The 21,907-nt window shown below is 60.9% G+C and carries 13 protein-coding genes; 4 read left to right on the forward strand and 9 right to left on the reverse strand.

The genetic code is table 11. The features are described from left to right. Window positions 1-40: 40 nt before the first annotated feature. Complete coding sequence (locus tag HNH97_RS06570) at window positions 41-433, reverse strand: hypothetical protein (RefSeq protein ID WP_110913391.1); 393 nt, start codon at window positions 431-433, stop codon at window positions 41-43. Window positions 434-705: 272 nt separating this feature from the next. On the opposite strand from HNH97_RS06570, the gene HNH97_RS06575 reads away from it, so the two are divergent. Beyond that, window positions 706-1,011, forward strand: a complete 306-nt coding sequence (locus HNH97_RS06575; protein ID WP_110913392.1) for a hypothetical protein — start codon at window positions 706-708, stop codon at window positions 1,009-1,011. A gap of 79 nt (window positions 1,012-1,090) precedes the next feature. Here HNH97_RS06575 and HNH97_RS06580 read toward each other — a convergent pair whose 3' ends face one another. Further along, the gene (locus HNH97_RS06580) at window positions 1,091-3,445 is read right to left on the reverse strand and encodes a mechanosensitive ion channel family protein (RefSeq protein WP_244949343.1); all 2,355 of its coding nucleotides are present in this window, start codon (window positions 3,443-3,445) and stop codon (window positions 1,091-1,093) included. Window positions 3,446-4,271: 826 nt separating this feature from the next. Between HNH97_RS06580 and HNH97_RS06585 the strand changes: the two genes are divergently transcribed. Next, complete coding sequence (locus tag HNH97_RS06585) at window positions 4,272-4,478, forward strand: cold-shock protein (protein ID WP_110095945.1); 207 nt, start codon at window positions 4,272-4,274, stop codon at window positions 4,476-4,478. A gap of 94 nt (window positions 4,479-4,572) precedes the next feature. Further along, on the forward strand, window positions 4,573-5,040 hold the full coding sequence (locus tag HNH97_RS06590) for a hypothetical protein (RefSeq protein ID WP_110913394.1): 468 nt from the start codon (window positions 4,573-4,575) through the stop codon (window positions 5,038-5,040). A 161-nt stretch (window positions 5,041-5,201) separates the two neighbouring features. Here the strand turns inward: HNH97_RS06590 and HNH97_RS06595 are convergent, their stop codons facing one another. The 4 genes from HNH97_RS06595 to HNH97_RS06610 form a co-directional block, all read right to left on the reverse strand. Beyond that, window positions 5,202-6,707 carry a sodium:solute symporter family protein gene (locus tag HNH97_RS06595; RefSeq protein ID WP_244949341.1) on the reverse strand — a complete coding sequence of 502 codons (1,506 nt, stop codon included), beginning with the start codon at window positions 6,705-6,707 and terminating at the stop codon, window positions 5,202-5,204. After that, a complete protein-coding gene (locus HNH97_RS06600; protein WP_110913396.1) occupies window positions 6,704-6,880 on the reverse strand; it encodes a DUF3311 domain-containing protein in 177 nt (58 codons plus the stop codon). The genes HNH97_RS06595 and HNH97_RS06600 overlap by 4 nt, the downstream gene beginning before the upstream one ends. Window positions 6,881-7,042: 162 nt before the next feature. After that, window positions 7,043-8,437 (reverse strand): efflux transporter outer membrane subunit, encoded by a 1,395-nt coding sequence (locus tag HNH97_RS06605; protein ID WP_171790352.1) that lies wholly within the window; start codon window positions 8,435-8,437, stop codon window positions 7,043-7,045. A 182-nt stretch (window positions 8,438-8,619) separates the two neighbouring features. Further along, window positions 8,620-10,311 carry a carbohydrate porin gene (locus tag HNH97_RS06610; protein ID WP_407716845.1) on the reverse strand — a complete coding sequence of 564 codons (1,692 nt, stop codon included), beginning with the start codon at window positions 10,309-10,311 and terminating at the stop codon, window positions 8,620-8,622. A 494-nt stretch (window positions 10,312-10,805) separates the two neighbouring features. Here HNH97_RS06610 and glgX point away from each other — a divergent pair, with 494 nt between their 5' ends. Next, a complete protein-coding gene (gene glgX / locus HNH97_RS06615; protein ID WP_171790354.1) occupies window positions 10,806-12,932 on the forward strand; it encodes a glycogen debranching protein GlgX in 2,127 nt (708 codons plus the stop codon). A 114-nt stretch (window positions 12,933-13,046) separates the two neighbouring features. Here the strand turns inward: glgX and glgB are convergent, their stop codons facing one another. From glgB to HNH97_RS17860, 3 genes are read right to left on the reverse strand one after another with little or no spacing between them, the layout of a single operon-like run. After that, entirely contained in the window at window positions 13,047-15,278 is a 2,232-nt protein-coding gene (glgB, locus tag HNH97_RS06620) for a 1,4-alpha-glucan branching protein GlgB (RefSeq protein WP_171790355.1), read from the reverse strand. Then, window positions 15,275-18,583 (reverse strand): maltose alpha-D-glucosyltransferase, encoded by a 3,309-nt coding sequence (treS, locus tag HNH97_RS06625; RefSeq protein WP_171790356.1) that lies wholly within the window; start codon window positions 18,581-18,583, stop codon window positions 15,275-15,277. Before treS ends, glgB begins: the two co-directional genes overlap by 4 nt. After that, entirely contained in the window at window positions 18,580-21,762 is a 3,183-nt protein-coding gene (locus HNH97_RS17860) for a maltotransferase domain-containing protein (protein ID WP_171790357.1), read from the reverse strand. The genes treS and HNH97_RS17860 overlap by 4 nt, the downstream gene beginning before the upstream one ends. Between the last annotated feature and the right edge of the window lie 145 nt (window positions 21,763-21,907).

Below are 21,907 nucleotides of genomic sequence, written 5' to 3' on the forward strand. Positions count from 1 at the left end.
GGGCGCGCCCGCGCAATGGCGGGGGCAGAAGGCGGCAGATTCAGTTCAGGTGAGGGGGCCCCTGCGGGCACAGGGCGGAATACCGTGCCCGTGGCGGCCCGCGCACGGGCGGGAATATCCACGATCCGGCCAGCATGGCAAACATACCCGGCCCCACGAAACCGGCCCCCGACATCAGGGGGGCGTCCAGTCCGTGCGCTTCGGCCAGTACGGTCGCCATGTCGGCCGTGGGCAGGTGATGGTCATGGTGGCCATCATCCGCGGGCATGTCGCCTGCGCACAGGATCGACAGCAGGGACTGCTGCTCACTTTGCGGGTGTAGCACGTTATCCGGGGCGGCCAGCCCGCCAAACGCAATACGGCCGACCAGCGCCAGCAGGATCAGCGGCCATGCGATGATGATCGGGCCTCCCTGCTGTCGTCTGGCTGTCATTGCGTGACCTTCATGGAAACGGGTGCGCCGGCAGGAACATGCAGCCGGCCAGATTTCCTTTTGACGGGTGATGCAGGACAAGGCAATTGCAAACTTTGCCATCAGACGCCTGTCGGGTTGCCATGTCTGCGTGGTGGTGGCGCAATGCAGGGCTGGATTGCGTGCGCTGGCAGCATGGCCCACTTCTCTGTCCGGGCGGGAAGGGTATAAAGGCGGGCTCCGTTATAACAGACGGTGTACGAAGCCTTCTCCAGTCAAGATGGAAAATATTGATGTCAGTTCATGATAGCCTGCGTGAGGCAATCCAGAAAAAAGTCGTTGTCGGGTTTACCTTCGACGAAAAGAACTATGTGGGTTCACCGCATGCGCTGGGTGAAACCGATGGGGTCGCGCATGTCCTGATCTATCGCGGTGAAGATGCGCATGAAAAGGGCGTGCCGCCCACCGGACAGTGGAGCTGCCTGCCGCTGACGGACATTTCCGACCTGAAGCTGCTGCCGTCCGAACCGTTCCATGTCGGCCATCCCGACGCGCATGCCCTTAAGGGCCTGCACAAGGTCGAGATCCGCGTGGCCTGACCACCGGCCTTCTCCCCGGCTTCGCCCCTGCGCATGGATGCAGGGGCGGGGCAGGAGAATACCCCCCCCGCAGGGAATGTCAGGCGTGCGGATGCGCATCCGCAGGTGCAGGCGCTGGCGTCGGGGGCGCTGCCTCCCTGATGCGGATGTCAAGCGCAGGCGCGCCGGGCATGTTGCCCAGCAGGTTGATGTTGCTGGGCGCGGGGAACTTGATCCCCTCGCTGTTCATCCTGACCGCAAGCCGGCTGTAATAGGCGCGATAGACCTTCCATTTCGAACCGGGTGTCGTGCGGAACGCCCCGAGGAAGCTGGCACCGTTGCCATCGGCCTGCTCGACCCCGAGGAACGAGAATTCCGACAGGATCAGGTGCCCGTACTGCGTGGTCTTGCGCAGTTTTTCCAGTTCCTCATGCAGGATCGTTGCCACACGCTGCGGGTCCTCGCTCAGGTCGATCATGAAATTCGTGACCACGAGGTTGTAGTCGCGCGAGGTGTTGGCGATGGACGACACTTCGGAGAAGGGGATGATATGCAGGTCCCCATTGACCGAGCGCAGGCGCAGCGTGCGGATCGACAGGTGTTCCACCGTGCCCGAAATGCCGCTGGCGGTGACCCAGTCGCCCACCTGGATGGCATTTTCCGCCAGCATGAAGAAGCCGGTGATGAAGTCCTTGACCAGGCTCTGCGCGCCAAAGGCGATGGCGGCGCCCATGATCCCGGCACCCGTCAGAAGGGGGGCCACGTTGATCCCGATCTGTGACAGCGTGGTGACCGCCACGATGATGACGATGATCGCCAGCAGCACTGTCTTGATGATGGGCAGGACGGTGCGCAGGCGACTGGCCCGTCCCTCCTGCGCGGTGGCGTCAAAATGGTTGATCTGTGTCTGGAGCGCCGCATTGACGCCTTCCCATACGATGATCGCGATCGTATAGGCGACAAGCACCGTCAGGATCGCGTCGATGACCTTGGTGCCAAGCCGTGAATACATGAAGAAATGGATCGCCGGCAGGCCCAGTGACTGCAGGAACAGCACGGCAGTCCCGAAATAGAGCAGGAAGGTCAATGTCTTGCGCGAAATGGGGTAATAATGGTCCACGCGCGCCTGCAGCCCGGGATAGCGTGCCTCCAGCGCGGGAGAGATATGGAACAGGCGGTTCTGCAGGTTGTAGGCCAGCACCGAAAACAGGCGCGACAGGATCACGACCAGCGTCGTCAGGATGACCGTGCGGATGATCCATTCATACCCGCCGCTGATATGCGTCGCCCAGATCAGCCACAGGGCGAAGTTGAAGAACATCGCCGGGATCCACCACAGGTAGACCAGCTTGCCCATGAACATCCAGAACGGCTGTTTGCGCAGGCGTTCGGATGGCTGCAGGGCAACGGCCACATGCATGCGCACCCGCCACGTGAAGATCGCAACCAGCACATGTTCCACCAGCACCACGGTACGGATGATCGCCTCCGTCCCGCGTGCGGGCATGTCGAACACCCCGCCAAGCGTGGACAGGCACACCACCACCGAAGGCGCCGCCACCAGGAAATTGAGCCAGCGCGTCACCATGAAGGCGGTCTGGTCGCTGGCATTGCACAGGCGGATGGCAGGCGAATGCGGAACGAACAGCGTTTCCATCAGCAGATAGACAACGCGCGCGACGACATAGGCGTTGGTCAGCGTGATCGTGACAAGGGCCGCCTGATGCGTGGTCGTCAAAAGGGCGGCGAACGCATATCCCAGTGCAAGGAACAGACCCACCGGCAGCAGTTTTATCAACAGGTGCAGAAGCGAATACGGCACGCGTGCCAGCAGGCGCAATGTCGCGTGCTGCGCCTGTGCATCCTGCTGCTGTGTCTGCTGTGTGTCCGTATCGGACCCGGCCTGTGTCGTGGTCGTTGCCGCGGCCTGGCCAAGGCGCTGTTCGGTGGCGATGGCACGGGCCGTGACATTCTTGAGGGGCCGTCGCAGCAGGAGCGAGAAGACATGCTCCGCCGCAAGGGCGATCAGCAGGATGAAAGTCGCCCGTCCCACCGCGTCAAGCATGATGCCGCGCGACTGCTGATCGGTCAGGACCGTGTGCGTCCAGTGCGCCACAAAGACAAGGTCACCGAAAAGCGCGACAAAATGCTGGGCCTGCACCAGCAGGCGATGGCGCAGCGATGTCATGTCCTGCACGAAATCGCTGCCAAGGCTGTCAGGCTGGACGGAGAGGGCATCCGTGGCAGCATGGGGCGCGGGGCGTGCGGGCGGCGTGACGGGTGCAGGCGGTGGCAGTTGCGTGGCAATGGCCGAGAGCGTGTTTTCAAACGCCGCCCGTTTTTCGGGATCATTGATGACCGACAGGACCTGTTGGGCCTGTTCGCGAGTCATGCCCGGGGAGGTGGCCTCTTCCGCACGTGCCGGGCGGCAGAGGCCCCCGATCGAAAGCAGCATCACCATCACCGCGACCATGCGCAGCATCACGGATGCAGGACGGTTGCGTGTCGTGCGGGGCCGCAGGAAACGGGGCAGGGAGGTCGCACCCCAATGAGGAATATCCAGAGAATGACGCATGATCCACGTTCCGTCCCGACAGCAATGTCCAGCCTGTCCGTGACGTAAATGCGGGGGCTTCATTCAGCATGCCACACAGGCGGCGTGGGTTATCGCAGACATGAATGGCAAAACGCATGCCTTAAAATGCTGCCCTGATATGCGATAAATTGTTTTATTTCCCAGACATATACATGGTATTGACACGGGTATTTGTGTGTGTGATCCATTTTATATAGTAAATATATGAATAAATATTATATGATACATGGAATATTCAGGATTGGGGGCGGCTATGCTTCCCCGGCGCGTGCGTATGTACATGACCGGCACCGGGAACGGACATGCATCCCCGGGCGGGACTGGTGCAGTCATTTCGATGGAACCCGTCGGTCCTGATACGGCCTGTTCTGTCCCCGCGCCGGGACCGTGCGACGGTCATGGATGCGCCTGAGGGAGGTGCGCCGGGTGTGAAGAAGTCTTTTTTACAGGGTCATGATGCCTGATTTTCCCTGTATTTCCGCGAATGACATGAAATATTCTGTGTCTGGAATAATAAAAACCGTGCATTTGAAAGTGCTTTGATTTATGTAAGGCGCACGGCTGAACTTTTCTGCCACGGTAAAGCTATCACGTGCCCCTGGAGGCACTGTCGAGTTTCTCCGCAAATGAAGGGTTTTAATCCATGCAAGGTCGCATGGCTGCCGGGTTATATAGGAGTCCTGTCATGGCTACAGGCACAGTTAAATGGTTCAACGCCCAGAAGGGTTTTGGCTTTCTTGAGGCGGATGACGGCACGGCCGATGTTTTCGTCCATATCAGCGCTGTAGAGCGCGCGGGCCTGCATGGCCTGAATGAAGGTCAGAAAGTGACCTACGAACTGGAAACAGGTCGTAATGGCAAGACGTCGGCAGCAAACCTGCAGGCTGTCTGATTGCCACGGGAAAAGGGGTGCTCTGGCGCCCCTTTTTTTACGACTGTTACAATATAATATGAAAAAATTCTGATGCGAGGTCGCTTTGTTTCAAATGCGCTTCCTGTCAAGAATTGCTTTCGCCATCGCCAGTATCGTCCTGATCATGCTGGCCATGACATTGATGGCCTACGGTATTTCCGGGCCGATCTTCGCAATGCGGACTTCATGGCTGGGGATGCGCGATGCCGTAATCCAGGCCGTCAGCTACGTCGTGATCGCCATTGCGGTCTTTGATGTCGCAAAATATTTTGTCGAGGAAGAGGTGGTGCAGACCAAGGGCAAGCAGACCCTTGCCGAAGCCCGCGTCAGCCTGACCCGTTTCATCACCACCATCATCATTGCCGTATTTATCGAAGGCCTTGTCGGTGTCTTCGAAGTCAGCAACAAAAGCCCGGCGGACATGGTCTATCCGGTGTTCCTGCTGCTGACGGCCACGCTGATCGTGCTTGTGCTGGGGATCTACCAGCGCATGAGCATCGGCGCGGAAAAGGAACGCAAGGAAAAAGACCTTCCCGAATAAGAAAATGTCGTAAATTCATAAAAGCTTTTGGTGAAGCTTTTTTCAAAAAGCTTCAAGGGACGCCGCCTTCCTGAAAAAAAGGCGGCACCCAGAAACTTTTCAATGAGTCAAACGCATTTCCGGGCGCGGCCGGTATCCATCGTTATGAAACGATGGGGGAATCATTCTCCCTGCTGCTCCGCCGGGACCGCAACCTGCCGTGGTGCGGCAGCACGCATGGCGACGGAACAGGCCATGGTCACGGCAATATTGATCGCCAGCGCCAGCAGGCCGGTGGAAACGGCGACCGTCATCGTGCCGGCCCCGATCGTGTGCAGGGGCTTCAGTCCGTCGATCCAGCACAGCGACAGTCCCGACACCGACCCGATGGCCCATCCCGCGATCAGTGCCGGGGCAGGCATGCGCAGCGGCAGCAGTCCCAGAACCAGTGCGGGGAAGGTCTGCAGGATGATGACCCCGCCCAGCAACTGCAGGTCGATTGCGAACTTTGCGTTCAGGAACAGCACGCACAGCAGTGCGCCCACCTTGATGCCGAAACCCGCGATCCGTGCCCCTGCGACCGAATTCTTATGCCCGGTCAGGATGTTGTGCATAATCAGGTTGGCCGCGCCAATCGCCATGACCGAGGCAGGCACCAGCGCGCCGATGGCGATGGCGGCAAAGCAGAATCCGGCAAACCATGACGGAAAGATCGCAAGGAAAAGCTGTGGCACCACCTGCGAGGGGGAGGAGGTGACGATACCCGCCGCATGCGCCATCAGGCCCAGCATCGCGATCAGGCCCAGCACGATCGTGTAGATCGGCAGGAAGACGGCATTCTGCCGTATGGTATCAGCAGATTTCGCCGCCAGTATCCCCGTCAGGGTATGGGGATACAGGAACGCGGCAAAGGCGGAGGAAAGCGCCAGGGACGCGTAAGGGATGACCTGCGAGGATGACAGTGGCTGCCCCGCTGCCGTCGGGGGCAGGTGCCGCGCCGCGACGGAAAACATGTGGCCATAACCACCCAGATAGATTGGCACAATCGTCACCGCGGCCAGTACCGCGATATAGATCATGACATCCTTGATGAAGGCCGTAAGCGCAGGCGCATGCAGTCCCCCCAGCCACGTATAGGCCGCGAGCGAGACAAAGGCGAAAACCAGCGGCAGGGTGCCCGAAAAGCCCAGCGCCTCGATCACCGTGCGGATACCGATCAGTTGCAGCGCGATATAGGGCAGCACCGCGACCAGTCCACTCACCGCGATGGCCAGTTCCAGCGTGCGACTGCCAAAGCGTGCCCGCACTACGTCAGCAGCAGTGGAATGGCCGCCATTGCGTGCGATCGTCCACAGTCGTGGCATGACGGCGAAGATGAACGGATAGACGATGATGGTATAGGGCAGCGCGAAAAAGCCATACGCCCCTGTGGAATAGACAAGTGCCGGGACGGCGATGACCGTATAGGCCGTATAGAAATCCCCCCCCACTAGGAACCATGTGATCCACGCGCCGAATTCGCGACCGCCCAGCCCCCATTCGTCATTTTCCCCCGTGGCGGGACGTGCCCGTCCGCGTGAGAGCAGCGGTCGCCACAGGCGCACGGTCGTGCCAAGGATGATGGTGGCGAGGAAAAAGAAGATGAAAACGCCAATCCCGGCCATGCCGGGCGCAGGGGCCGTGTTCATGAGTGTTTCCCCGCTTTCCATGCGCACCAGATCAGCACGGAGGTGACGGGCACCCATGCCAGTTGGTACCAGTAGAAAAAGGGAAAACCGAACAGGATCGGGTCCGTGCGGTTATACAGTGGCACCCACAGCAGGCCCACGAACGGGAGAAGGAGCAAACAGGCTTGTTTCATGCTGACCGTCTTTTTTGTTTTTAGTGGCCGTGCAGGAACATCTGAAAAATCGTTCAATATGTCAAGTATTAATATATATTTCTAAGTAGTTACAAAAATATCACCAGTAAAATTGTGCGACGCACAATGGCTGCATTTCATCCGGACATGAAAAAGCAGGGATCAGCTTCGGCTTTCCCATCCGCTGCCGAGTGCTACGTGCAGGTCAACCGTCCTGTGGAGCCAGTCGATATGGGCGCATAATTCCGTGTCCTCGGCCCGCAGGGCCGACTGCTCGGTTTCCAGCACGTTCAGGAGGTCGGATATCCCCGCCTCGTAAAGCCGGCGACTGCGCTGGTTGGCCAGGCGGCTTTGCCGGGCCGCCTGGTGCAGCAGGCTCACATGCGTCTTCTTGCCATTCCATGCGACAATGGCATCCTCCACCTCCCGCAGGGCCGTCAGGATCTGCTGGTGGTATTTCAGTCGCCCGGCCTCGGCGATGGCCTGTGCGGACCTGACGCGCGCCTGCTGCTGCCCCCCATGCCCGAGCGGGAGTGACGTCATGGCCAGCGCCTGCCACGCCTGCGCGCCTGCCGCGAACAGTTGCGAGAAGGTGGAGGCATTGGGGTTGTAGGTCAGCGGAAGCACAAGGTCGGGATACATCCCGGCCACTTCGGTCCCGATATCATCCATCGCCCGTGCATAGGCCCGTTCCGCGCGGCGTATGTCGGGCCGGTGGCGCAGCAGGCGAACGGGCAGGGTCTCGGGCGCGGGTGGCACATGTGGCAGCGGCACGGTGGAGGCCAGTTCCGTGCGCAGGTCCCCGGGAAGGCGCCCCACCAGGATCTCCAGCGCATGCATGCTCTGGCTGATCGTCTTGCACAAAACCGCGCGCTGCGACTGCTGGGCATGCAGCAGGGAGGCCGTCTGTGCAACATGCAGTGTATTGCCCACCCCGGCCTGCTGCAGGCGTATGGCGCGGTCATGCAGGTGTCCGGCCGTGACGATATGCTGGTCAATGATGGCCAGTCGATGCTGCGTGCCGCGCAGCGTCATGTAGTTCCGCGCGATTTCGGCCAACACGGTCAGCATGATGGCATGCCGGTTTTCCTGTGCCTGTGCGATTATCTTGTCACGGGCATCCACCTGATGGCCAATGCGCCCGAACAGGTCGATCTGCCAGCTTGCCCCGAAGCCGTACGACAGCATGGAGGCATGCGGATCACGTGGCAGCTCGTCGATATGCGGCATTGCATTCGACAGGCTTGTGGATTTCATCAGGTCGCCATTCTGGCTGCTGAAATCGATCTGTGGATACCATTGCGATGCCTCGATATCGCGCAGGGCATGGGCGACCAGGACGCGTTGCGCGGTGGCACGGATGTCATGGTTGGCGTCGAAGGCCAGCAGGATCAGGCGATCAAGGATCGGGTCATGGAACTGCTGCCACCACTGCACCAGTTCCTGCGGGCGGAAGTCCTTATCGCTGGCTTCGTCCTCGTGATAATGCCCGGGAAGGGCGACGTGTTCCGGGCGGTAGTGGGGGCCGACGGAACACGCGCCAAGCAGGCCTGTCATGACAAGAAGAAAGCACACATGTGAAAAGAAGCGGAAACTCCGGAATTCAATTTTCCCTATGCTGAAACTTCCCATGAAACCTTTATATGTGGAAATATATTTCCTGTCTTTTTCCTGTTTATTTCAAATATTTATCTGTTTCTTTCTTTGTGTGTTCATGTCGTGACAAAATGTACCATTCCCTACAGGTTGGCGATGACCTTCAGGCCGACAAGCGCCGCATTGGGAATGTGGTGTGTTTCACCCGGATGGATCATGTATTCGAATTCCGGCTGGACCAGTACACCCGGTGCCGCGTCGATGGCGTAATAGGCCTCGATGATATGTGAACTGGTCTGTGGCGCCCGCACGGCACTGCCGAGAGAGTAGCCCGCATCCTGGATCAGGACCTGGCCTTCTTCCTTGCGGTGGCTGACATGGTACCATGAATACATGATGCCCAGGCGGTCCGTCATGCGTGACGGGATGACGGCGGCGAACGACAGGCCGCCATAGGCCTGGTCCGCGATGGAGGTGACATGCGGGGTGTTATGGATATATCCCGCCATCAGGTAGCCACCGGCCATCTGGTTGCGTCCCCCCCGGCGGTAGATCATCTGGTCACCTTCGAACCAGAACATGTCCATCGGCGCCGAACGCTGCCGCCCGGCGGCCGTGCGCAGGGCGGCAGGCAGGCTGACCCCGATCTGGTCGGGATAGCGCGTGGTGTCATGGGCATATCCCAGCACGTAATGCCCCGGCAGGCGGTTGCGCGTCAGGAACGGCTGCCACGTGAATTCGATGGGCAGCATCAGGCCCGTCGCCGGTTCGCTGTCCCATGCCCATCCGCTGGGATTGCTGGCGAGCGGGCTGACCTCATACGCGCCAAGCTGGATGGCGGTATCGCGCGTGGGGCGCAGGCGCAGGCGCGCGCCCCACGTGGCCTTGGGATAGACGCTGAACCCGGGGTCAAGCTTCAGGGCCACGGGGGCGGAACATGTCACCATGAAGGAGCACAGCAGCGGTGATGTCGCGAACACATGGGTCAGCGCCATGCGGCCGAACGTGATGTCGAGGTGATTGTTCAGCAGCTTCTTTTCCGCATAGAAATCAACCAGATGCGCCACCATATGTCCCGACAGGCCATAGACTTCCTGCAGGTTGACGTAATATTCCCCCACCCGGTCGCGGCTTACGGCGCGGCCCGCGCGCTCCATGACCAGCGTATGCACGGACCATCCCGTCAGGTTCGCCATCTTTTCAAGGTCGAAGTTGACCTGCGCGGTCAGTTCATGGACGTAGCTCATCCCGCGCTGCACGCCGCCGTCAATGACGCCCATGGCCTCCCCCTTGTAGGTAAAGGCGAAGCTGACGCCATGGTTGAGCAGCATGGACCTGAAGCCCCCAAGCTGCGGGACCAGATGGCCGGTGCCCGCGGTCGGGACGTAGTAGGGATCCTCGAGGTCGGTATCACGCATCGCATCCACGGAGGCGGGAAGCAGGCCGGCAATCCCTTCATGATGGCTCAGCGCGTCGAGTTCAATCTTGTGGAACGATGTCTTGTCACCGGGACTGCTGATGGGCGCCACGCTGAGCGGGGCAAGGCCGGCCGTGGGGATCAGTGGCACGCCGCTTGGTGGAATGGGGGTGTTGGGCGGACGCTGTATGCTGCGCGGGGTCGGGCCGTATTCCTCGGCATTTTCGCGGTGGGCCGGAACGGGTGCGGAAGGGGAGGACGGCGCAGGTGCGTGCGATGTGGTGGTGTCCGCCACGGGTTGGGCATGTGCGCAATGGGGCAGGACAAGGGCCGCCGCCGTCATGACGGAACACATAAATGCAGGCAGCGCACGCGGGGACGAAGACGCCGTGCGGAAATCGTGCGGCATGTTTTTCATGACCATGACAGTTCTTTTTTTATTATTGTCAGGTTTTGCTTGTTATGGATTTTCCAGAGTGCCGTCCCGTGGGGAAGGCCATGTCATGGTACGCGCGCTGCATTCCTCCTGCCCGGTCGGGCCAGGGCATGAACCTGCCGGTCAGGGCAGGACATGACGGTTTGTGGATGGGAAAGGTCCGGAAAACGTTGGGATGTATCAGGCATAGTATTGTTTTTTCTTTTTTATGTTTTCTTGGGATCGTATCAAAAAAAATAAGCCAGTCAAACAAATTAAATTGCAGGTAAGTTTTTTGCGATGCACAAAAAATATCCGTATGACTTGGTCAGTGTTCTGTGGGTATTCCGGCTGTAAAGTAAAGATTCGAGGTAGACGGGTTTATTTGCAAGGTCATCACCTGTCGCGATGATCGCGTGGAACGCACCATGCCGCAACTGTTTCGTCCCCCATGGGTTAGCCGGGATATGACATTGCTTGCAGGGCAGGAAATTGCGATGACCAACCCGGTAAATCCACGTCTGCGTGAAGGCTCCCCCTATCCCCGTGGCGCGACATGGGACGGGAAAGGCGTCAATTTCTCCCTTTTCTCCGCCCATGCCTCCCGGGTTGAAGTCTGCCTGTTCGATGAACATGGGGAAAAGGAAGTCGAACGGATCACCCTGCCGGAATATACCGACCAGATTTTCCATGGCTGGATTGCCGATGTACGGCCGGGACAGTTTTACGGATACCGTGTGTATGGACCGTATGAACCTGAGGCAGGGCATCGTTTCAACCCGAACAAACTGCTGCTTGATCCGTATGCGCGTGCGCATATGGGCGACCTGAAATGGGATGATGCGCTTTTTGGCTATACCATCGGCCACCGGGATGCGGATCTCAGCTTCGATACCCGTGACAGCGCGCCCTTTGTGCCGAAATGCGTCGTCATAGACCCGAATTTTGACTGGCGCGGCCAATCGGGTCGCAATCCGCTGCCATGGGACCAGACGGTGATCTATGAAACCCATGTCAAGGGATATACGAAAAAGCATCCCCATGTGCCTGAAGGCCTGCGTGGCACCTATGCCGGGATGGCGGTGCGCGAGGTGCTGGAGTACATAAAGTCCCTTGGCGTGACCTCCATCGAATTCCTGCCGGTACACAGTTTCATCAGTGATGAATACCTGCTGAAAAAGGGATTACGGAATTACTGGGGCTACAACACCATCGGTTTTTTCGCGCCCGACCCCGGCTATGCCTCTGACCGTGCGCAGTCCTTGCGGGAATTCAAGGAAATGGTGTCGCAGATCCATGATGTCGGGCTCGAGGTCATACTGGATGTTGTCTATAACCACACGGCCGAGGGGAATGAACTGGGGCCGACGCTGTCGTTCCGGGGCATCGACAACGCTTCCTATTACCGCCTTGTGGCGGATAAGCCGCGCTATTACGTCAATGACACGGGCACCGGAAATACCGTCAACCTGTCGCACCGGCGCGTGATCCAGATGGTGACCGACAGCCTGCGCTACTGGGCCGATGAAATGCATGTCGATGGTTTCCGTTTCGACCTTGGGACCATACTGGCGCGCGAACCCAACGGTTTTGATAACCAGTCCGGATTCCTCAAGGCCTGTTCGCAGGACCCGACGCTGGAGACGGTCAAGATGATCGCCGAACCCTGGGACTGTGGGCCGGGCGGTTACCAGGTGGGGGCGTTTCCGCCGGGTTGGGCCGAATGGAATGACCGGTTTCGTGATGATGTCCGCGAATACTGGAAAGGAACGCAACTGGCGAGCAGGCTGTCCCCACGCCTTCTGGGCAGTCCGGACCTGTTTGACCATCAGGGGCGCAAGCCATGGTCCTGCGTCAATTTCATAACGGCGCATGACGGCTTTACGCTCAATGACTGCGTTTCGTACAACGACAAGCATAACGACGCCAACGGGGAAGGAAACCGTGACGGGGCGTCGGACAACAATTCCAGCAATTATGGCGTTGAAGGCCCGACGGAAGATCCACGGATCATCGGTATCCGTGAACGCCAGATGCGCAACATGCTGGCGACACTGCTGTTTTCACAGGGCACGCCCATGCTGCTGGCGGGGGACGAATTCGGGCGGACACAGTTGGGAAACAACAATGCCTATTGTCAGGATAACGATATTTCATGGATCGACTGGTCGATGCCGGAACGTAACGGGTCGCTTGTACGGTTCGTCTCCCGCCTGACGGCGTTGCGCAGGCAGTTTCCCATCCTGCGTCGCGGGCGGTTCCTGACGGAAGCCTATAACAGTGAACTCGATATCAAGGAACTGACATGGGTCAACGCCACCGGCCATGAAATGGCGATCGGTGACTGGGATGTGACCCGCTGCCTTGGCCTGATGCTCGACGGGCGGGCGCGCAGGACCGGGATCATGAAACGTGGGGAGGATGCGACCCTGCTGCTGGTCTTCAATTCATGGCATGAGGATGTGCAGTTCGTGCTGCCCTCCGTGGCGGAGCAGCACTGGCGCCTGCTGCTGGATACCAATATGGCCCATCAGGAGAAAGGGGACGAACGGCTTTTCCCGGCCTGTACTTCCTATCCCGCGGTGGGACGTTCGGTGCTGCTGTTCGACCTTGTGGCAGGATAGTCAGCGGTTTCGGGAAAAATCCCCATAAAAGCTTCCGGGTGCCTCCTTTTTAAAAATGGCGGCGGTCTTCTGAAGCTTTTTGGAAAAAAGCTTCACCAAAAACTTTTGAAAGTTTTATGCCTGTTCCGCTTCGTGGCGGAAGAACAGGGCCCCGAGGGGCGGCAGCGACACGCTGACGGAGCAGGAATGTCCGTGCGCGGCATGGGGCCGCGTCTGCATGCCGCCATAATTGCCGACATTTGATCCCCCATAAAGGCTGCTGTCCGTATTGAGGATTTCGTGCCACGTTCCTGCATGCGGCACGCCAATGCAGTAATCATGTCGTGGCACGGGCGTCATGTTGCATACGACCATGATCGTGGGTGTGCCGGCAGTTCGCCGGATCCATGCAAAGACCGAGTTTTCGTAGTCATCCCCCACCAGCCATGCAAACCCCTCGGCGTTACCGTCCGACAGGTAAAGCGCGGGATGGGCGCGGTACAGGTGATTGAGGTCACGGACAAGCTGCCGGACCCCGTTGCCCTCGGGGGTGTCAAGCTGGTGCCAGGCCAGTTGGGATTCGTGATTCCATTCCTCCCGCTGGGCAAGTTCCCCGCCCATGAACAGAAGTTTCTTGCCCGGATGTCCCCACATGAAGGCAAGATAGGCGCGCAGGTTCGCATGTTTCTGCCACGTGTCGCCCGGCATGCGCTGGATCAGCGATCCCTTGCCATGCACGACCTCGTCATGGGACAGGGGCAGGATGAAATGTTCCGAAAATCCATAAAGCAGGCCGAACGTCATTTCGTTATGATGGTAACGCCGGTGGATCGGGTCATGGCCCATGTAATCCAGCGTGTCATGCATCCACCCCATGTTCCATTTGAAGGTGAAGCCCAGGCCGCCTTCGCTGACGGCGCGCGTAACACCGGGCCATGCGGTGGATTCCTCCGCGATCATGATGGCGCCGGGGGAGCGCACCGCAACGGTTGCGTTCAGGTGCCGCAGGAAGGCGATGGATTCAAGGTTTTCGCGCCCCCCATGCACATTGGCGATCCACGCCCCCGGCGCGCGGCTGTAATCGCGGTACAGCATGGAGGCGACGGCATCCACGCGCAGGGCGTCGATATGGTACTGATGCAGCCAGAACAGGGCGCTGGCGATCAGGAACCCGCTGACTTCGCGCCGTCCGGTGTTGTAGATCAGGGTATTCCAGTCGGGATGGTATCCTTCGCGCGGGTCGATATGTTCATAAAGGGCGCTGCCATCGAAACGCGCCAGTCCGTGCGGGTCGGTCGGGAAATGCGCCGGCACCCAGTCCACGATGATCCCGATCCCCGCCAGGTGGCAGGCATTGATGAACCGGGCGAAGCTGTCGGGCGGCCCGAACCGGGCGGACGGCGCGAACAGGCCCAGTGGCTGGTATCCCCATGACCCGCCAAAGGGATATTCCGCAATGGGCATCAGTTCGATATGGCTGAACCCCATCTCCACCACATAAGGCAGCAATGTCAGGCGCAGTTCGTCCCAGTCCACATGACCTGCCTGCGCATGGCGCCATGATCCGGCATGGATTTCATAAATGCTGATGGGGGCATTGATGTCCTGCCGTGTCCCGCGTGTATGCATCCATGCATCGTCCGACCAGTCGAAATCGATCGTGGGTGCAACGACGGAGGCCGTGGCGGGCGCGACCTCGGCCGCAAAGGCCAGCGGGTCGGCCTTGAGCGGCAGCATGTGCCCCTGCGCGTCAAGGATCTCGAACTTGTAGCGCTCTCCGGCCCCGATGCGCGGGATGAACAGTTCCCATATCCCATGTTCATGGCGCAGGCGCATGGGATGGCGGCGCCCGTCCCACATGTTGAAATCCCCCACGACCGAGACACGGCGCGCATTGGGGGCCCATACGGCAAAGCGCACGCCACTGATGCCCCCGATTTCCATGACATGCGCACCCAGCACGCGGTACAGGTCCTGATGTTCCCCACGTGCGATCAGGTGCAGGTCGAAATCCCCCAGCAGCAGGCCAAAGCCATAGGCGTCCTCGGTCTCCTGCACGCCGCCTTCCCATTCCACCCGCAGGCGGTAGGGGGTGCCGGTCGGGACATGGCCGATGAAGACGCCGCCGGGATGGACCTGCTCCATCGGCCATTCCGCAGGCCCCTTGCGGCGGCCGCGCCTGGACGGGGCGGCGTTGACGAGTGTGACCGTGCGTGCACCGGGCATGAACACGCGGATGATATCCTCCCCCTCGCCGGGATGGCGGCCAAGGAATGCAAAGGGATCCCCGAGCCGCCCGCACAGGAGGGCTTCAAGCCGGGCGTCGGCATCATGCCCGGCGCGAAGGGTGGGGAGATGTTCCGTCACGGCCGTTCTCCTTGTGCTGCGGGTTTTACAGGGGGTTGCGTGGGGGGCGGGTCAAGGAACTGGTGCAGTCCCGCGATCGGCGTGCCGATCCATGTCGGGCGGTTCGCGGCCTCGTAACGGATTTCATAGGCCGCCTTTTCCATCACAAACAGATGCAGCAGCGCGGATCGCGCCTGTTCCGTGCCAAGGGCCGTCGCACTTTCCCCGATCCCTTCGCGCCATCCTTCCATGAAGGTCCGGCAGGCCTCGTCATGGAATGCGCTGACATATTCCGTTGCCCGCTCGGCGGACTGTTCGGCGGCGGGGTGGCTGGTCGTATCGCTGTCGGCAAGGCGCGCGGTATCGGCGACATAGGCGATCGAACGCAGCAGTCCCGCCACGTCACGCAGCGGACTTGCCTTTTTCCGCCGTTCGGCAAGCGGGGTGAGGGGCTGCCCCTCGAAATCGATGATGACGGCGTCATTTTCCACCACCAGCACCTGACCCAGGTGAAAATCCCCGTGGATGCGCGTCCGCAGCGTCCCGACGCCTGCGGACGCCAGCGTGCTGACCTGTGCCAGCAGCGCGTCCCGCCCCGCCAGCAGTGCGGCCGCGCGCGCCTGATCCTCGGCATGTGGCCAGTCGTGGATACCGGCAAGGACGTCGAGCGCACGCACGACCTCCTCATGGATGGTGGCGGCCAGTGCGGCGATATCATCCGCGCCCACCCGTTCGGGGGTGAAGGCCGGATTGTCGCTGTCCTGCGCCAGGATCGCGTGCATGCCGCCCAGCCTCTGGCCAAGGGTGCGGAAGAATGCGACATGTTCGGCGCGCATGCCGACCTGTTCTTCCCCACTGAGCGCAAGGTCGGTAGCCGTCCCGCGCAGGTAGCCCAGCGTCCAGCTCCACGCGTCGCCCTGGTTGCCGATGAAGCCCTCCATGATGGCAAGCGTATGGGGCGTGCCCTGCGGGTCCATCCGCAGCATTTCGCCAAGGAAGGGCGCGATGCCGCGCGCGCCCCTGTGTGTCAGGAACTCCGTCATCTCCACTTCGGGATGCAGGCCCGCATGTGGCTGGCGGATCAGCTTGAGGACCACCTTGTCTGCCACGATCAGGGAACTGTTGCTCTGTTCGGAGGACAGCCAGTGGATGGGTGCGTCAGGCGGCAGTTCAAGCGTGCGGAAGGCGTCGGCGGGGCGGAAGATGACCTCGCCTTCACGCGCGGGCAGGCGGGTTTCCTCCGCCATGGCCTTCAGCATGGCGGCAACGAATGCCGGCAGCGCGAACGCATCGGTCAGGTATCCGGTCAGCCTGCCGCGGCGCACGCGCGACAGGGCCAGTTGCTGCGGCAGGGCGGGCAGGTTGTCCGTATCCCACGCGATGCCCAGCGGCAGGAAATAGCTGGCCTCCCGCTCGCCCGTGGTTGCCGCGATCTCGCACAGGAGGAACTGCGTGCCCAGCGTTATGGCCTCGGTCATATGGATATGGTCGATCGCATGTCCCCGCGCGGACGCCCATCGCCGCATCGCCAGATAGAGTGGCAGCAGTTCCCCTTCCATGACCGTGCGCAGGGGCGCGTCGGTCAGTTCGCGCAGGGACCGGCGCAGGACCAGCGTGCGGAATTCCGGCAGGGGTTCGGGGGCCGGGACATGCCATGTCGGGTTTTCCGTTACGCTGCACAGGCGGAACCACATGAAGCCGTAAGGCGGCAGGGTCAGCAGGTAGGGCAGTTGCCCCACGGGGGGGAAGACGCTTTCCGCCATCATTTCCACCGGAACCCGCCCCGCAAACAGCGACAGGTCAAGCTCCACCGCCTGCGCGGAGCGTGCCAGGTTGGCGACGCACAGGATGGTGTCGGTCTCATGTTCGCGCAGGTAAGCCAGTATCTTGCGATTGCCCGGCGAAAGGAATGTCAGCGTGCCCCGGCCGAACGCATGTGATCGTGCCCGCACCGCCAGCATGCGCCGCATCCAGTTCAGCAGCGAGAACGGGTCGCGCCGCTGTGTCTCCGCATTGACGGCGGCGTATCCGTAAAGCGGGTCCATGATGACCGGGAGGACAAGGCGTTCGGGGTCCGCGCGCGAAAAGCCGCCATTGCGGTCGGGCGACCACTGCATCGGCGTGCGCACGCCATCGCGGTCGCCAAGCTGGATGTTGTCGCCCATGCCGATTTCATCGCCGTAATAGACGACCGGCGTTCCGGGCATCGACAGAAGCAGGCTGTTGAGGAGTTCGATCCGCCGCCGGTCACGTTCCAGCAGGGGGGAAAGGCGCCTGCGGATACCAAGGTTGAGGCGCGCGCGTCGGTCCGCGGCATAGGCGTTCCACATGAAGTCGCGTTCGCTGTCGGTCACCATCTCCAGCGTCAGTTCGTCATGGTTGCGCAGGAAGATCGCCCACTGGCATGTCGGGGGGATATCGGGTGTCTGGCGCATGATGTCGGTGATGGGAAAGCGGTCCTCCCGCGCCATGGCCAGGTACATCCGCGGCATCAGCGGGAAATGGAACGCCATGTGGCATTCGTCGCCATTGCCGAAATATTCCCGCGTGTCTTCCGGCCACTGGTTCGCTTCGGCCAGCAACATGCGGTTGGGAAAGCGTGCATCCAGTGCGGCGCGGATACGGCGCAGGACGGCATGGGTTTCGGGCAGGTTCTCGTTGCTGGTGCCGTCACGTTCCACCAGATAGGGAATGGCGTCGAGGCGTAGCCCATCGACACCAAGTTTCAGCCAGAACGCCATGATCCCGAGGATCGCGCGCAGGACATGCGGATTGTCGAAATTCAGGTCGGGCTGGTGGGAATAGAAACGGTGCCAGTAAAATGCCCCCGCCACCGGGTCGCGCGTCCAGTTCGAAATCTCCGTATCGCAGAAAATGACGCGCGTACCGGCATATTCCGTGCCGGTATCGGACCAGACATAGAAATTGCGTGCGACCGATCCGGGTTTCGCCTTGCGCGCGCGCTGGAACCATGGATGCTGGTCCGATGTGTGATTGATCACCAGTTCGGTGACCACGCGGATGTTGCGTGCATGGGCGGCGTTGATGAAATGGCGCACGTCCGCCATCGTGCCGTAATCGGGATGCACCGCGCGATAGGCCGAAATGTCATAGCCATCATCCTTACGCGGCGAGGGATAGAACGGCAGCAGCCAGATCGTGTTGACGCCAAGGTCCGCGATGTAATCCAGCCTGGAGGTCAGGCCACGGAAATCGCCGATCCCGTCATTGTCGGAATCAAAGAATGATTTGACATGGACCTGGTATATGACCGCGTCCTTGTACCATAACGGGTCGGTTGCCTGTGCCGGGACGTGTCCTGTCATGCTTCATGTCCTTCCACCGGGCGGACATGCCAGATCGCGAATGGCAGGTCGTGCGGATCAAGGCGGATGTGCTGGATCTTTCCGTGCCATGTCCCGTGCCGGTCATGCACCAGGTCATGCACCCGGATGGAGGCGTTGTCCGCCAGTCCCCATTCCCACAGGGGAACTTCGAAATCGGCTTCCTGCACGGCGGCCGGGTCAAGGCTGATGGCGACGAGCACGACATCGGACATGTCGGTCATGCCCTTTGCAAAATATATAATGGCGTCATTGAACATATTGTAAAAACGCACGCCCCGGTGCGTCTGCAGGCAGGGATGGTCGCGGCGGATCGCGTTCAGCATGGTGATTTCAGCTATGATGTCGGGTCCATGCTGGATGTCGCGTTTCCGGATCTGGTACTTTTCGGAATCCATATATTCCTCGCGCCCCGGAATGGGCGTTGCCTCGCACCGTTCAAACCCCTCATACATGCCCCACAGGCCCGACAGCGTGGTGGCCAGCGTCACGCGGATCAGATGTGCGGCGCGCGTGCTGTCCTGCACGAAAAACGGATTGATATCCGGCGTGTTTACGAAAAAATGGGGGCGGAAAAAATCGCAGACAGGCGCGCTGGTGATCTCCGTCATGTAGGACATCAGGTCTTCCTTGCCATTGCGCCACGTGAAATAGGTATAGGATTGCGTGAATCCCGCCTTTGCCAGTCTGTACATCATGCCGGGATGGGTAAAAGCTTCCGCCAGGAAGATGGTTTCCGGATAAAGCGCGTGTATGTCGGCAATCATCCATTCCCAGAACGGCAGGGGCTTGGTGTGGGGATTGTCCACGCGGAAGATCCGCACACCTTCACCGATCCACAGCAGCACAATATCGCGCAGGGCCAGCCATAGCGACGGGATGGCCCCTTCGGCATAGAAATCGACATTTACGATATCCTCATATGTCTTGGGCGGATTTTCCGCATGCCGGATCGATCCGTCCGCGCGGTGGTCAAACCATTGCGGGTGCTGCGTGATCCATGGATGGTCGGGCGCGCACTGGATTGCGAAATCCATCGCCAGTTCCAGGCCGTGCGCGCGTGCCGCCTGGTTCAGGTCGCGAAAATCGCTGAAGGTGCCAAGCTGCGGATGAATGCTGTCATGCCCGCCCTCGTCCGATCCGATGGCGTACGGGCTGCCGACATCGTCTGCGTCCGCATGAAGGGCATTGTTGCGCCCCTTGCGATTGAGGCGACCGATCGGATGGATGGGCGGGAAGTAGAGCACGTCAAAGCCCATGTCGCGGATATAGGGCAGGCGCGCGATGACGTCGCGCAGGGTCCCGTGCTGATGCGGTACGGGGCTTTGCGAACGGGGAAACAGTTCATACCAACTGCCATATCGCGCGGCGCGGCGATCCACGAAGATCGGGACGGGGGCCGGAAGCTGCGTCAGGAATGGCCGTCTTGCGACATGCGTCATCAGGGTGCGCACCTGTGGCGAAAGCAGCAGGCGTAGCGCCTCCTCCTGCGGCAGGTCCGGCAGCGTTTGCGCAAGGTGCAGGCACTGTTGGCGCTCCGTATCATGCGCGTCCGTGGCGGCAGCGTGGATCAGCAGGCGCGCATCTTCCACGTCCTGCGCACTGATACGGCCTGCGGCCTGTTTCTTCTCAAGGGCGCGCGCAACGGAGGCGTAACTGTCCACCCAGGCCGTGATCGTGTATTCCCATGGGCCAATCCGGTCCGGATACATGAAACCGCGCCAGCGGCCGTTCCCGATCATCTCCATGCGTTCATGCCGCCAGCAGGCCGTGTCCATGGCGCGCCAGCACAGGCGGGCCGCCAGAAGGTCGTGCCCGTCCATGAAAATATCGGCCTCCACCATGACCGGGGTGTCAATTTCCGCCTTGGCAGAAAAGCGGGAGGGGGTGATGGCGGGGGTGACGTTTTCAATGACGATGCGACTGTGGCGTGCGGCGGTGCGCGCATCCGGGGAGGGATGGGTCATGACCGGCGCATGCTGCCGCGCGCCCTCCAGCACCCGTACCTCGCCCGCACGCAGGCCAAGCCGCCCCTTGCGGATTTGGTGCGCGACCGCGATATCGCCATCAATCGGCCCGAACGCCACCGGATCCAGCGGCAGGGTCGCAAGGGGGAGGAAAGCCTCCTGCCCTAAGGATGCATTCGCCAGGACCAGCCGCGTATAACGCTCCGCGTGGAACGCCAGGACCGTGACCGGTGCATCGGCGGATGTCAGGCGCATGGGACGTGGCAGCGGCTTCCCGCGTCGCATGGCAATCATCCGGCCTGCCGCGATGATCGCATCGCGCACCCTGATGTCCTGCCCGTCATCATCGTCTGCGGAAACAAGCAGGCCATCCCCGGTTGCCCCGCACAGGCGCAGGTTCATGACCACCTGATCGCCCGGCAGCAGCGGGGCTGACCCGCCGGGCAGGGGCAGCGGACATGCAAGCCGCCCGACACCGGGGGGAAGGGGCGCCCATTCCGCCTCGAACCACGGATCGCGCCGGTTCCACCATGCGAGAGAGGAACTGACCATGTTCACCCCGCTCAGGGCGACCTGACGCACCATGTCAGGGGGCAGGCCCGCCGTCCATGCGATCCAGCGGCATGCGGGCGTGATCGCGTGCGAGGAGCGGATGATGTCCCGCAGCATTTCAGGTGGCACATCCCATGGCGCGTCACAGCGGAACCCCGCCACGCCTGCCTCCAGAAGGGAATGCAGGACCGTGGCCCAGTATCGGTGAATTTCCTGTGAATGTCCGGCAAAATCCCATCTGGCGGCACGCGGGTCATGATCCGGCAGGCACCATGTGGGATGCTGGCGCGCAAGCGTTCCATCCCGCGCCATCCGGTCAAGCGGCAGGTCGAGCAGGATGGCGATCCCATGTTTGCGCGCCGCGGCACATAACTGGCGCAATCCCGTCGCGAACGGGACATCCCATGACAGGTCCGCGCTTCCTTCGGAATGGGAGGATACGAGGAACGGATCCCCGGTCGCGGCAAACAGGGGCGCAACCAGCAGGTCGGTAAAACCGCTGGCGGCCGCGCGCGCCAGCAGCCGTGCCCAACCCTCCGGCCGTCCTATCGCCGCGGGGGGCAGGTAGCGGATGACCGGCGACCATGACGGCAGGTCGTCATCGCTGGTGTGGACATGCGGTTGCGGATTGCCTGACACCATGCCGGTTCTTTCTTCGGGCTTGCGTATCGGCGGGCCGCGATCCCGGATGGGCAGGGCGACCCGATGATAGGCTCAGAACGGCGAAGTCAGGAAAAAGGACGGACAGGGCAGGGGAAAACAGGATAACAAATCCGTGTTTCATGCC

This window comes from Gluconacetobacter entanii, assembly GCF_013155425.1.
In the GTDB taxonomy this organism is placed as follows: domain Bacteria; phylum Pseudomonadota; class Alphaproteobacteria; order Acetobacterales; family Acetobacteraceae; genus Novacetimonas; species Novacetimonas entanii.